General features: G+C 58.8%; 13 protein-coding genes. All 13 read right to left on the minus strand.

Going from position 1 to position 12891, the window contains the following annotated elements:
• Window positions 1-298 precede the first annotated feature (298 nt).
• The 13 genes from ACF8GB_RS17320 to hmpA all read right to left on the minus strand — a co-directional run bounded on the left by ACF8GB_RS17320 (window position 299) and on the right by hmpA (window position 12747).
• Window positions 299-679 (minus strand): lysozyme inhibitor LprI family protein, encoded by a 381-nt coding sequence (locus ACF8GB_RS17320; protein ID WP_392527362.1) that lies wholly within the window; start codon window positions 677-679, stop codon window positions 299-301.
• Window positions 680-697: 18 nt separating this feature from the next.
• Window positions 698-1237: a hypothetical protein gene (locus ACF8GB_RS17325; RefSeq protein ID WP_058639710.1), complete on the minus strand. Its 540-nt coding sequence runs from the start codon at window positions 1235-1237 to the stop codon at window positions 698-700.
• Window positions 1238-1316: 79 nt separating this feature from the next.
• Window positions 1317-1880, minus strand: a complete 564-nt coding sequence (locus tag ACF8GB_RS17330) for a GNAT family N-acetyltransferase (RefSeq protein ID WP_058639709.1) — start codon at window positions 1878-1880, stop codon at window positions 1317-1319.
• 131 nt (window positions 1881-2011) lie between these two features.
• Window positions 2012-2395, minus strand: coding sequence for a YkgJ family cysteine cluster protein (locus ACF8GB_RS17335; protein ID WP_058606019.1), 384 nt, complete (start codon window positions 2393-2395; stop codon window positions 2012-2014).
• 146 nt (window positions 2396-2541) lie between these two features.
• Window positions 2542-3669, minus strand: a complete 1128-nt coding sequence (locus ACF8GB_RS17340; RefSeq protein ID WP_058639708.1) for a hypothetical protein — start codon at window positions 3667-3669, stop codon at window positions 2542-2544.
• A 131-nt stretch (window positions 3670-3800) separates the two neighbouring features.
• Window positions 3801-5009 carry an alanine transaminase gene (gene alaC / locus ACF8GB_RS17345; RefSeq protein WP_058639707.1) on the minus strand — a complete coding sequence of 403 codons (1209 nt, stop codon included), beginning with the start codon at window positions 5007-5009 and terminating at the stop codon, window positions 3801-3803.
• A 293-nt stretch (window positions 5010-5302) separates the two neighbouring features.
• Window positions 5303-6190 carry a heme o synthase gene (gene cyoE, locus ACF8GB_RS17350; protein ID WP_058606016.1) on the minus strand — a complete coding sequence of 296 codons (888 nt, stop codon included), beginning with the start codon at window positions 6188-6190 and terminating at the stop codon, window positions 5303-5305.
• Between the two features lie 11 nt (window positions 6191-6201).
• Window positions 6202-6534, minus strand: a complete 333-nt coding sequence (cyoD, locus tag ACF8GB_RS17355; protein WP_058606015.1) for a cytochrome o ubiquinol oxidase subunit IV — start codon at window positions 6532-6534, stop codon at window positions 6202-6204.
• A complete protein-coding gene (gene cyoC, locus ACF8GB_RS17360) occupies window positions 6534-7154 on the minus strand; it encodes a cytochrome o ubiquinol oxidase subunit III (RefSeq protein ID WP_058606014.1) in 621 nt (206 codons plus the stop codon). Before cyoC ends, cyoD begins: the two co-directional genes overlap by 1 nt.
• A gap of 3 nt (window positions 7155-7157) precedes the next feature.
• Window positions 7158-9176 carry a cytochrome o ubiquinol oxidase subunit I gene (cyoB, locus tag ACF8GB_RS17365; protein ID WP_058639706.1) on the minus strand — a complete coding sequence of 673 codons (2019 nt, stop codon included), beginning with the start codon at window positions 9174-9176 and terminating at the stop codon, window positions 7158-7160.
• A 3-nt stretch (window positions 9177-9179) separates the two neighbouring features.
• On the minus strand, window positions 9180-10124 hold the full coding sequence (gene cyoA, locus ACF8GB_RS17370) for a ubiquinol oxidase subunit II (RefSeq protein ID WP_058606012.1): 945 nt from the start codon (window positions 10122-10124) through the stop codon (window positions 9180-9182).
• 555 nt (window positions 10125-10679) lie between these two features.
• Window positions 10680-11186: a disulfide bond formation protein B gene (locus ACF8GB_RS17375; protein ID WP_058639705.1), complete on the minus strand. Its 507-nt coding sequence runs from the start codon at window positions 11184-11186 to the stop codon at window positions 10680-10682.
• A gap of 382 nt (window positions 11187-11568) precedes the next feature.
• Complete coding sequence (hmpA, locus tag ACF8GB_RS17380; protein WP_392527386.1) at window positions 11569-12747, minus strand: NO-inducible flavohemoprotein; 1179 nt, start codon at window positions 12745-12747, stop codon at window positions 11569-11571.
• Between the last annotated feature and the right edge of the window lie 144 nt (window positions 12748-12891).

The following is a 12891-nucleotide window of genomic DNA, read 5'->3' on the forward strand; positions in this document are numbered from 1 at the left end:
GTCACCTCCCTCCGCAAGCCCTGCGCTCGGCCTCCTGAAGTCGCGATCTGCGGCGCCTGAGCTACCGCGCGATTAGAAGCAACAGCAACTGCAACTGCAACTGCAATATATAAATTCAATAGATGAGTTGACGCTTGCAAATCCTTTGAATACTAACAGTTCTATGTATTAGCGGCCTTGCGCCGCGATGGGCCGCGCAGCGGCCCCAGTCATTAGCGCACTGCCTCAACGCTTGGAGCCGCTGCACGTTTTATCCTACAGAAGACATATACCGTGGCAAGTTTAGAACTCATCACCGCTACGGTTCCATAATCCGCTCAAGCTCCGCCGCCCGCTCTCGGTTCATGTCCATCAGGCAGGTCCCGCCCTCCAGCTGCGCCATGGTGCCGCCGCTGGCCTTGCGGTGAAACTGGCAGTTGCCATCCCGATAGACCAGCCATTTGCGCTGCACATCACGCAGGCTCTTTTGCTGATCCGCCGCCAGTTTACCCATCAGCTGCTTGTAGACGCGGTTCAGGCGTTGATCCTGTACCTGCGTCTCAGCCTTGAGGCATTCACCCATGGCCAGGGTACTGGAGGCACCCTCCATACAGCGGGTATAGGCTGGAGAAGGTTCGGCGGCGATCGCCAGCGTCGTGCAGCACGCCAATGCCAGCCCCGCCAGGTAGTGCTTGATCATGCAAACTCTCCTTGAGTGTCAAAGCGTCTGAGGCTGCTCCGGCGGCATCAATACCCTGCTCGGCTCGAAGCGCAACGACGGCATCTGCGTGGCGGCATACAACGTCACCGCCAATGCCGCAATCAGGGTAACGTCCGCCCAATTCCACCCAGGCATATCAGCGGCCTGGCGCGCTTTCAAACAGTACCAGCCCTGACCAAGGCAAAATACCAGCATGGCTGCCACCCACACATAGAACCCTGCCGCCAAACCTGTCAGGTCGTGAAACTCATAACTCTGATTGTCCGGCAGGCGGTCGATACCCAAACTGGTTGCCGCCAGATACAGAGCACAAAGCCCTAGCAGCAGGGCCAAGCGGCGAAAGCGCCGATGCGCCAGAATGGCCAGGGCGAGCAACGGATTGGCGAACCACTGGTTCAGCCCGAAGGGTACCCCCCAAGGCCCGTACAGCAACATCTGCAGGGCGGGCATGTGGTGGCCATCGCTCATCGAGGCGCCATCGAAGCACAGAGCGACCAAGTACAGCAGGAGCGTGATACTGAGATAAAAAGCGGGCAAAGGACACCTGGGAGGACGGTACAGGGGATGACCATAACCCATGTCATCCCCCGCTTCCAAACTGGGTGTTCGCAGTCTTTCAAGCCACCGGCGGTTCGAGCAGCAGCCCGTAGATGCCCGAGTCGGATAGCTCACCGCCTACGCACCAGCGCGCCCGCAGGGTGCCCTCCAACACAAACCCCTGGCGCTCCAACGTACGCGCCGAGCCTTGGTTGCGAGGGTCGATCTCGCCTTCCAGGCGGCGCATGTGCAGGGTGTTGGCGATGTAGTCGATAAAGCACGTCAATGCTTCATCCATATACCCCCTTCCCTGCACGGCGCTGGCCAGGCAATAGCCGATCTCACCTCGCCGGGAGGTGTCGTCGATGTTGAACAGTTGAACCATGCCAATCAGCTCGCCGTTGTCCCGGCGATACATCCCAAGCTTGAGTTGCTCTCCATTGGCATACGCCTCACGGTCAGCTGCCAGTGCGCTCTGGGCTTCAGCCAGACTCTGCCAGGGCGCGTGGTGCCAGTACCGCATGACTTCCGGGTCGGCCATGATCGCCAACCACATTGCCGCATCTGCGTGGCGCATGGGGCGCAGGTAAAGGCGCGGGCTATCGAGACACAGATCACTCGGGAAACTTCGGGGTGGGGTCACGCCGGCTCACCTGTCCATTGCTGGGTAAGATGACAGTTTAGCGTCATGCGCGGCCTTCAGGCATTGCAAAACTCCACGGCGGTGCAAAGTCGACAGTTAGGACGCTAATAAGCGAACCTCTACATGCCGACTTAGGCGACCTCAGCCCCATCATCGGGCCAATGGGGCTCATTGGCCCCAGGCGGAGTCAATGGCGGTAGACCGTAGGCAGCCCGGGCGGTATCACAGCGTGGGTTGTGGACGCCCCCTTCCCACGACGCCTCGAACTCGCGGCAGGTGCTGGAACGGTTGGCGTAGATGGCGCAGGCAACGCCTTGCCCCACCTCGCCCTGCAGGCTGGTACAACGGCAGGGCTTGGCGTCGGTGCCAATCATGGCCACCCGAGACGGACTCACCTGCACCACCAGATCGTCAGGCACCACACCGCCGGAGGACTGGCATTCACCCCAGAAGAAGGACACACGGAAATACCCGCAGCAAGCGCCGCAGTCAAGGCAAGGGTTATATTCGGACATGATTGCACGGAAGGAAGGTGGTTGAGATCGGGGCTGGCCCGAGCAGCCATTCTCGGGCCAAGCGGGGGTGATTGAATAGAGGGGCAGAAAAAAATAACTGCAGGCGATTGACTGTCACCAGACACCCTCTTCCCCCTCGGGTCAAGTTAGCGCAACGCTTTATAGGTATCCCCATCGCACTGCGTCAGGCCAAGACCTGCAGCTGGGCAATAGGGATCGCCGCGGACATGGCTGAAGGTCGTTTGCCGGGTGCCTTGATGTAACAGCCTGTCGTCACGGCTACCTTCGGTCACGACGGTGTAGGACTTGCGACGCATTGCTTGGTACTGGTCTTCACAGTCCGCCATTGCCTTGTGATAGCCCATCACTTGTTCCTCACTCAAGTCCAGGCACTTGGCCAATTCGACACCCCAGCGCCTGAGGCACACTTCGGCGTAGTGCCTGACCACCAGGCCCGGCTCGACCAGCACTTGGCCGCTGCCAGCACCGTCTACCGACGCGTTCCCCACCAGCGTCGCGTGCCGACCCGGCATGGGAAACACGCCTATCCGCGTACCGGGTTGCACGTCTGGCACCACACAGGCGAACCCTTTGGAACGTTCGTCACGGGAGTAGAACCCTACGTACTCACGCACATTGGCCGACAGCATCACGCGCTCTGGCTGCACATTGCCAATGCCTGGAACCGGGTCAATGGTAAAAATATTGACCGGGACATCGCACAGCTCCGGGTCCTTGGCCATGGCATTGGCCAGCATGTGGCAGCTGATGCCGCCGCGACTCCAGCCGACCAGGTTGACCTGTGTAGGCACAAGCGGCTTACGAAACAGATGAATGATGCGTTCCTGTAATGCCTGCGGCGTGGGTTGGCGATCACCGTAGTCATAGGTCCTCCAGAACCACGAAGCGGTCGAAGCCACTTCCGGCACAGGGACGCCGGCATCTTTAAGCCGCCTATATTCGGCCTCGCTCAGTTTGGTGCGCTGCCAGCGGCTTTCGCCTTTGATGATCTGAAGCACATGGCTGACGTTTTCTTCCCAGCCGCGGCCAAACAACTGCCCTGTCCAGTTGTAATAACCCCCGGGATCGACGAAAAGGCTGTCGTCCTGAAGATTGCCGCTGCCCGGACCGTCGACAGCGACCCAGTGGGCAAACTCGCGGCCCTGGTCATGGCTGGCCAGGGTCGAAACCAGTTCGCCATTCCAGAAATTGGTGTTGGTGTCGTCGAAGCGATGGGAACCTGTCCCACAGAAATAGGCGGTAAAAACACTCATGTCACTGTCATCGTGCGAGAAATGAGTGCCGAAGGTAGTCAGTTAGCACGATAGGGGACATACGGAAGCCTGTCCTGCCGTCGGGCGCTGCGCACCTGCCGCCGGAAATTCCAACGGCAGGCCGTCAAAGGTTACTTGCGCGCCAGCCCGTCAGCCCGGAACATCTGGCGGATACCGCGAATGGCCTGACGAATCCGATCCTGGTTCTCGATCAAGGCAAACCGCACATGGTCGTCACCATAGTCGCCAAAGCCGATACCTGGCGAAACACACACCTTGGCCTCGGCGAGGAGTTTCTTGGAAAACTCGAGCGAACCCAGGTGTGCATACTCAGGCGGGATCTTGGCCCAGACGTACATGGACGCCTTGGGGTTCTCGACCATCCAGCCCAACTCGTGCAAGCCCTTGACCAGCAAATTGCGACGCTGACGGTACTGCTCGGCAATATCCCGTACGCACTGCTGATCCCCTTCCAGCGCTGCGATGGCAGCCACCTGCAAAGGCGTGAAAGTACCGTAATCGTGGTAACTCTTGATGCGCGCCAGGGCGTTGACCAGTTCGGGGTTACCGACCATGAAGCCGATCCGCCAGCCGGCCATGTTGTAGCTTTTAGACAAGGTGAAGAACTCCACCGCAATGTCCTTGGCGCCAGGCACCTGCATGATAGACGGCGCTTTCCAGCCGTCGTACACGATGTCGGCATACGCCAGGTCGTGCACCACCAGCACGCCATATTGCTTGGCCAATGCCACCACGCGCTCGAAGAAGTCCAGCTCCACGCACTGGGCGGTCGGGTTGGACGGGAAGCCGAGAATCATCATCTTGGGCTTGGGGATGGACTCGCGAATGGCCCGCTCAAGCTCGTTGAAGAAGTCCACGCCCGGCACAAGCGGAACAGAACGCACCTGGGCTCCGGCGATCACAGCGCCGTAGATATGAATTGGGTAGCTGGGGTTGGGCACCAGTACCGTATCGCCTTGATCCAGGGTGGCCAGCATCAGGTGTGCCAGGCCCTCTTTCGAGCCAATGGTGACGATAGCCTCTTCTTCAGGGTCTATGTCGACCTCGTAGCGCTCCTTGTACCAGTTCGAGATGGCGCGACGCAGGCGTGGGATGCCGCGGGATGTGGAATAGCCATGGGTATCCTCGCGCTGAGCGACCTGCACCAGCTTCTCGACGATATGCGGCGGCGTGGCGCCATCGGGGTTACCCATGCTCAGGTCGATGATGTCCTCGCCACGGCGGCGGGCAGCCATCTTGAGCTCGGCAGTGATGTTGAAGACGTAGGGCGGGAGACGATCGATGCGCGCAAAGCGGCGCGGCAAACTTGGATTAGCCATGGTTTCCTCTGAAAACGTAAGCGCCCGGAACCGTCCGAGCGACGCTGGCCGCATGGGGCGGCCTGATTCAGAAGATAATGCCGATAGAGACGGCTTGTAAAGGGTAATTTACTGTTTTTTTGGATTTATTCAGGTGCATTTTTTGCCAGCTGAACACGGATAACCGCATGCTGGTAAGCCAAAAACGAAAACTTGTGTACCGGGCACGTCACCTGACTTACCAGCGACAGGCCCCGCATAGGCAAAAAAAAACCCGGCACACAGGCCGGGGTTTTCGTGAAGCAGGCGTGGTTTCAGCGTGCGTAGGTCATCAGCACGTCAGCAGCCGTCTGGCTGTCCACACCCATCATCAGGCTCAAGGCCATGACGGTAAGGATGGAAAAGCCAAACACTTTGCGTGCCCACTTGCTGTCATCTTCGGCCTTGTAGCCACCCCATGCCATGTACAGCCAGTAAAGGCCCATGGCAGCTGCCACGGCCATGTAGCCGAGGCCGGCGTAACCGCCGAGGGTGAGCATCAAGGTCGCAAGCACGAATGCCAGCACATACAGCACGATCTGTTTTTTTGCAGCCAGGATGCCGCGCGCCACCGGCAATACCGGAATGTTTGCGGCACTGTAGTCCTTGAAGCGGAAGATGGCGATGGCAAAGCTGTGCGGCATCTGCCAAAGGCTGAACATCACCAGCAGGGTCACAGCCGCCAGGTCGAAGTTATTGCTGACAGCGCAATAGCCAATGACAGGCGGCATGGCACCGGACAGGCTGCCGACCAAGGTGCCGTGCACCGATTTACGCTTGAGCCACAGGCTGTAGAAGCCCACATAGACCACGAAGCCGATCAGTGCGCAGTACGCGGACAAGGGGTTGGCCTGGACGTAGAGCAAGCTGAAACCCGCCACCCCAAGCAGGGTGGCATAGATCAGCGCGAGGGGCAGTGACATGCCACCCTGTACCATCACGCGGTTCTTGGTGCGCTCCATTTTCTGGTCGATGTCGCGGTCGATGCAGTTGTTGAATGCACAACCGGACGCCACCACCAGGGAAGTACCAACGACCACTGCCAGCAGCAGGGCGAAGTCCACATGGCCCTTCGCGGCAAGGAAGAAACCGCCTGCCACGGAAAGCACGTTACCGAAAATGATCCCCGGTTTGGTGATTTGGATAAAGTGCTTAACGGACATGCAGTCTTACCTCACTTGGCCAGCATTTCGGCGTGGATGCTGAACATGATCCACAGCGACAGGCCAACCAGCAGCGCGATCACCATGACGGTGAACAGGAACGTCGATACGTTGTTGCGTTGCCCTTTCGAGCGGTCCATGTGCAGGAAGTACACCAGGTGTACCACCACCTGGATCACGGCCATGGCCACAACGACCAGAACGGTCAGGTTCTTCGGCAGGCTTGGGAACATCACCAGGCCGAACGGGATCGCGGTCAGGATGATCGACAGGACGAAACCGATCATGTACGACTTGACGCTGCCGTGGCTGCCTTCGTGATGAGTGTCGTGTGCGTTAGCCATTACAGAACCCCCAGCAGGTAGACGACGGTGAATACGCAGATCCAGACCACGTCCAGGAAGTGCCAGAACAGGCTCAGGCAGCTCATGCGGGTCTTGGCGGTCGGCGTGATGCCGTGCTTGTTGATCTGGTACATCATGATTGCCATCCAGATCAGACCAGCCGTCACGTGCAGACCGTGGGTGCCTACCAGGGCGAAGAAGCCCGACAGGAAGCCACTGCGGTTCGGGCCGAAGCCTTCGCCGATCAGGTGATGGAACTCGTAGATTTCCATCGCGATGAAGCCTGCACCGAACAGGAAGGTCACAGCCAACCAGCCCAGGACGCCTGCCTTGTTACCGGCGAACATCTTCAGCATGGCGAAGCCGAAGGTGATCGAGGACAGCAGCAGGAACAGCGTTTCAACAGCTACGAAATCGAGCTGGAAGATGTCATGACCCGACGGGCCGCCGGCAAAACTGCCGGACAGCACCGCGTAGGTAGCGAAGAGCGACGCAAACAGGATGCAGTCGGTCATCAGGTACAGCCAGAAGCCCAGTACGGTCATCTGGCCCGAGTCGTGGTGGTGATCGTCGTGCCCATGGTCGTGACCATGAGCACCGTGCATTACTTGACTGGACATTGATTACACCCGCTCAAACGATTCGACACGTGCGCCGGCAGGCAGAGCACCTGCATTGGCCAACGCTTTCATGCGCTCGCCTTCGATGCGCGCCACTTCTTCGGCCGGAACCATGTAGCCCTGGTCGTCACGCGCAGCGTGGCGAACGAAGACAGCGATGGTTGCAACCAGGCTTGCGCCGACCAGCCACCAGATGTGCCAGATGAAAGCGAAGCCGAAGATGGTCAGGAACAGACCCATGAACAAACCGGTAGAGGTATTGCTCGGCATGTGGATCGCTTCGTACTTGCCCGGCACCTTGTAGGCAACACCGGCTTCCTTGGCTTCGTGCCAGGCATCCAGGCCAACCTTCTCAGGCATGTGGGCGAAGTTGTAGAACGGAGGTGGCGAGGAAGTCGACCATTCCAGGGTACGGCCGCCCCATGGGTCGCCGGTCACGTCCAGGTTCTGGTGACGATCGCGAACCGATACGAACAGCTGGATCAGCTGGCAGGCGATACCGAACAGGATCAGCACGGCACCAACCACGGCAACGTACAGGTAGGGTTCCCACAGTGGGTTGTCCGAGTGGTTCAGACGACGGGTCATACCCATGAAGCCCAGTGCGTACAGCGGCATGAACGCCACGTAGAAGCCCGAGATCCAGAACCAGAAGGCAGCCTTGCCCCACTTCTCGTTCAGGGTGAAACCGAAGGCTTTCGGGAACCAGTAGGCGAAGCCGGCGATATAGCCGAATACCGCACCACCGATGATCACGTTATGGAAGTGGGCGATCACGAACAGGCTGTTGTGCAGCACGAAGTCAGCACCCGGTACAGCCAGCAGAACGCCGGTCATGCCACCGATGGAGAAGGTTATCATGAAGCCCAGGGTCCAGAGGATCGGCGCGGTGAAGCGCAGACGGCCCTGGTAGATGGTGAACAGCCAGTTGAACAGCTTCACACCCGTCGGGATGGAGATCAGCATCGTCGCCAGGCCGAAGAAGGTGTTGACGCTGGCGCCGGCACCCATGGTGAAGAAGTGGTGCAGCCAAACCGCAAAGCCCAGAACAGCGATCGCACCCGATGCGTAGATCATCGCGTGGTGGCCGAACAGACGCTTGCCGGCGAAGGTGGAGGTGACTTCCGAGAACACGCCGAAGGCCGGCAGGATCAGGATGTAAACCTCAGGGTGACCCCACGCCCAGAACAGGTTGACGTACATCATCGGGTTCCCACCAAGCTCGTTGGTGAAGATATGGAAGTCCAGATAACGGTCAACGGTCAGCAGTGCCAGTGCAGCGGTCAGGATCGGGAACGAAGCCACGATCAGGACGTTTGCCCAGGTGCAGGTCCAGGTGAAGATAGGCATGTCCATCAGCTTCATGCCAGGTGCGCGCATCTTCATCACGGTGACGAGGAAGTTCACGCCTGTCAGTGTCGTACCCAATCCTGAGAGCTGTAGCGCCCAGATGTAGTAGTCGACACCCACGCCCGGACTGTACTGAATGCCCGCGAGCGGCGGATAGGCAACCCAACCGGTCTTGGCGAATTCACCAACGCCCAGCGAGATGTTCACCAGCAGCACGCCTGCCAGCAGCAGGTAGAAGCTCAGGGAGTTCAGGAACGGGAAGGCCACGTCACGTGCACCGATCTGCAGAGGAACCGCAAGGTTCATCAGGCCGGTGAAGAATGGCATCGCCATGAAGATGATCATGATCACACCGTGGGCGGTGAAGATCTGGTCATAGTGTTCAGGAGGCAGGTAGCCTTCGGAACCACCGGTGGCAACAGCCAGCTGGGTCCGCATCATGATGGCGTCGGCAAAGCCGCGCAGCAGCATGACCATCGCGACGATGATGTACATCACCCCGATTTTCTTGTGGTCGACGGTCGTCAACCACTCGGTCCACAAGTAGGACCACTTGCGGAAGTAGGTGATTGCACCAACGACAGCGATACCACCGAGCGCGATTATGGCGAGTGTCACCATGACTATCGGCTCGTGATAGGGTATCGCCTCCAGGCTTAATTTACCGAACATCTCTTACTCCTCTGCACCGGCAGCTGGTTGCATACTCGATTCCACACCCTTGGTAGTGGCCAGGTCTTTGCTGCCAGCTTCTTCGTGGCTCGAACGACCGCGGTTCATGCCTTCGTACTTGTCGACGATCAGCTGGAACTGGTCAGGCGAGGCCTCGCTATACAGCGTGACTGGGTTGTTTTCGCTTGGTTTGGCCAAGGCTTCGTATTCGGCCTTGTCCAGCTTCTTCGGCGACTGCTTGACTTCGGCGACCCACTTCTCGAAGTCTTCCTGGGACGTGGCAGTAGCCTTGAATTTCATGCCGGTGAAGCCAGCACCGCTGTAGTTGGCGCTGATACCGTCAAACACGCCGTTTTCGTTGGCGATCAGGTGCAGCTTGGTGGTCATGCCCGCCATGGCATAGATCTGGCCACCCAGGCCCGGGATGAAGAACGAGTTCATCACGGCGTCGGAAGTGACGCGGAAGTTGACCGGGGTATTGGCCGGGAAGACGATCTTGTTGACCGTGGCGATACCTTGTTCCGGGTAGATGAACAGCCACTTCCAGTCTAGCGCGACGACGTCGATCTGCACGGGCTTCACGTCGGAATCCAGAGGACGGTACGGGTCGAGCTTGTGGGTGGACTTGTAGGTCACGTAACCCAGCACGATGATGATCAGGATCGGGATGATCCACACCGCAGCCTCGATCTTGGTCGAGTGCGACCAGTCCGGGGTGTAGGTGGCTGCCTTGTTGGAAGCGCGATACTTCCAGGCGAACACCACGGTCATGATGATGACTGGCACGACGACCAGCAGCATCAGGCCGATTGCGATCAGGATCAGGTTCTTTTGCTCAATGCCGACCTGTCCCTTCGGGTCGAGCAGGGTCCAGTTGCACCCACTGAGTAAAAGCATGCCTAAAAAGGGCAATATGCCAAACAGTCTGGGGTAACGCTTTTTACTCATCTCACGACCTCTAGATCAGCTTGCTTCAATGCAATTGGTGTTTGATAGCCAACACTTCGTCCAACCAAGTGAGGCATTGCGCGCCCGTACCCGCTCCTGCCTGGGCCCGACTGCAGGACCTTGGCTTCAAGCGAGTTAGCGGTGCTTTTGGTTTCGTAGGCAAAGGCCTGTATAGCAGACCAATTCCATTTGGTGCGGAAAACGCGGAGGGGGGTCCGCCCGGTATCGCCGTTGGGCGAAACTTGACGAAGTCAGCAAAAAGGAGCGCTGGGGCTTCCTTCAATCCTGCGACTTGCAAGCAGTGCCGAACGGAAATTGGGGGCGATTGTAGATAGGTCGCCAACCCTTGACTATGACTTATTGAGCAACAGTCCTTTACAGGTTCTGTAACAATAGCGCCGAAAAATTCAACTTCGCGACACTTTGTCGCACCCCTGGCTATAGCCCTGCAACCCGCATCCAGCAAGGGCTACAGCTTGATCTGGATCAATTTACCAGGGGTTTTCGTACCTCGATGAAGCCCGCGAAAACCTTGTCGTATTCAGGGACTTTTGTCTAAGGACGGCGACGGTTGCGGTAGATGCCAAGTGGCACCAGCAACGCCGTCAGGACGAAGGCGATCAACGCCCATTGCGCCAGTGAAAGGCCCAGCACCGGTGGGTAAGGCGTGCTGCAGAAACCGTCCACCTGAAACGCCAGCGGCCAGACCTTGGCCAAGGGCAAGTCATCGACGATGGGCTGCAGCGTATCGATGCCACAACTGACCATGGGGTTGGCGAGTATATACACATGGTTGCCGGCTGCAATGATTCCGCCAATGGCGCTGACCACGACCAGTGCCTCGAAGAAGGTCAGGCTGCGTCGCCCGGGCATGGCTGCGGCCAGGAATGCGAAGACGGCGATGCACAGGAGCGCATAGCGCTGAAGAATGCACAACGGGCATGGCGCCTCGCCCAGCACCACCTGCATGTAAAGGGCGCCACCGATCAGCGAAACGCAGATCAGGCCCAACAGTACCAGAAAGCGCCGTTCCCGATTCAGGCGCGATGTTTGATCATTCATTGCCGGTTCCTTGGATGGATAGTCGCAGCGTAGTCCGCCAGCCTGGCGCAATTCTACACAGACGCCGGTTGCCTGGGCGCTTCGCCTTCATGGATACATATTCCAGGCGACAATGGGGTGTGGCTCTGACCGGGCGTTGGCAGGACGGTTCAACGAGGGGCAGCAAAAAAGTGAAGCTACCGGACAGGCCGCAGTTGCCGCCTGCTTCTCGTTCAGCAGGAGTGAATGGCAGCTGGGTTAATGCAGGATTAACGCAGGACTCAAGCATTGCCCTGACGGATTTCGTGAGCACGGCGAGGGGCTGCTTTGCAGCCCCTGATGACGGCCGACCATCGCGTAGCCGTTACGCTTCTTTATATATAGTCACTAGGCGTTAAAACGCTTACACCAGCGCCGCGGCCGGCCCGAAGAACTCGTAGCGGGTCTGCCGCTCGGGTACGCCCAGGGCCAGAAGCTGACGTTTGACCGCGGCCATGAAGGGCTTCGGCCCGAGGAAGTAGACGTCCACGTCGCGTTCACGAGGGAGCCACTCGCCCAGCAGATGCTGGTCCAGCAAGCCCACGGCATTGGCGTGGGCTGCATCATCCGCTTCGGCGTAGCAGTAGAAACGCCTGAGTTGCGGGTGCTGAGCTGCCTGGGTGTCGAGCCACTCGCGAAACGCATGCACCTGCCCGTTGCGCGCGCAGTGAATGAAGTGCACCGGCCGCCCGGTCGGCAAGGCCGCTTCTAGCATGGCCAGGGTAGGCGTGATGCCCACGCCCCCGCTGATTAGCACCAACGGCTTATCACTGGCGGCCAGTGTGAAATCACCGGCTGGTGGGAACAATTGGAGGGTGTCACCTACCATCAGTTGGTCATGCAGGTAGTTGGAGACCGTGCCACCCGATTCGCGTTTGACGCTGATCCGATATTCACCACCGTCGCACAACGCGGAAAGCGAATAGTTGCGACGATGCTCTACACCATCGATCATCAGCCTCAGCCCGATGTACTGCCCAGGTTCGGCCTTGAGCACCGGCTTGCCGTCCACTGGGGTGAAGTAGAAAGAGACGATTTCGCGGCTTTCCACCACTCGCCGCGCCAGTCGGAACTCGCGGGTCCCTCGCCATCCGCCGTCGGCCTCTTCTTTTTGCTTGTATAGGCTTTCTTCAGCATTGATGAGAATGTCTGCCAACTGGCCATAGGCTGCGCCCCAGGCGTTGATCACCTCGGTCGTGGCAATGTCCTTGCCCAATACTTCCTCGATGGCCCGCAACAAGCAGCGGCCAACGATCGGGTAATGCTCGGGCAGGATCTGCAACGCCACATGCTTGTTGATGATCTGGCCCACCAGACCGCCCAACTGTTCGAGCTGGTCGATGTGACGGGCATACATCAGCACGCCATTGGCCAAGGCACGCGGCTGGTCACCGCTGGCCTGGTGCGCCTGGTTGAACAGTGGACGTACCTCGGGGTACTCGCTGAGCATCATTTGGTAGAAATGAGTGGTCAGTGTCTCGCCGCCGGTTTCCAGCAATGGAACGGTGGCCTTGATGATCGCACGTTGTTCGGCATTGAGCATTGCAGCAACTCCTGAGCCATGGGCTTCGAATGATGTCTGGGTCATTTCACCATTCGTGCCAAGTCCAGGGCCCTGCAAATTCGGGGGCTTCAAGCCCTAGCATGTCGAAATGACACAGGATGGCTTATAGTCAATTAGACACAC

Source organism: Pseudomonas sp. xss_4 (genome assembly GCF_043104125.1).
GTDB lineage: Bacteria > Pseudomonadota > Gammaproteobacteria > Pseudomonadales > Pseudomonadaceae > Aquipseudomonas > Aquipseudomonas parafulva_B.

What these genes read in the sequence shown, in the direction of transcription:
- hmpA (WP_392527386.1), bottom strand. Translation starts at nt 12,747, where the DNA reads ATGCTCAATGCCGAACAACGTGCGATCATCAAGGCCACCGTTCCATTG.
- cyoB (WP_058639706.1), bottom strand. Translation starts at nt 9,176, where the DNA reads ATGTTCGGTAAATTAAGCCTGGAGGCGATACCCTATCACGAGCCGATA.
- ACF8GB_RS17340 (WP_058639708.1), bottom strand. Translation starts at nt 3,669, where the DNA reads ATGAGTGTTTTTACCGCCTATTTCTGTGGGACAGGTTCCCATCGCTTC.
- alaC (WP_058639707.1), bottom strand. Translation starts at nt 5,009, where the DNA reads ATGGCTAATCCAAGTTTGCCGCGCCGCTTTGCGCGCATCGATCGTCTC.
- ACF8GB_RS17335 (WP_058606019.1), bottom strand. Translation starts at nt 2,395, where the DNA reads ATGTCCGAATATAACCCTTGCCTTGACTGCGGCGCTTGCTGCGGGTAT.
- cyoC (WP_058606014.1), bottom strand. Translation starts at nt 7,154, where the DNA reads ATGTCCAGTCAAGTAATGCACGGTGCTCATGGTCACGACCATGGGCAC.
- cyoD (WP_058606015.1), bottom strand. Translation starts at nt 6,534, where the DNA reads ATGGCTAACGCACACGACACTCATCACGAAGGCAGCCACGGCAGCGTC.
- ACF8GB_RS17320 (WP_392527362.1), bottom strand. Translation starts at nt 679, where the DNA reads ATGATCAAGCACTACCTGGCGGGGCTGGCATTGGCGTGCTGCACGACG.
- cyoE (WP_058606016.1), bottom strand. Translation starts at nt 6,190, where the DNA reads ATGTCCGTTAAGCACTTTATCCAAATCACCAAACCGGGGATCATTTTC.
- cyoA (WP_058606012.1), bottom strand. Translation starts at nt 10,124, where the DNA reads ATGAGTAAAAAGCGTTACCCCAGACTGTTTGGCATATTGCCCTTTTTA.
- ACF8GB_RS17375 (WP_058639705.1), bottom strand. Translation starts at nt 11,186, where the DNA reads ATGAATGATCAAACATCGCGCCTGAATCGGGAACGGCGCTTTCTGGTA.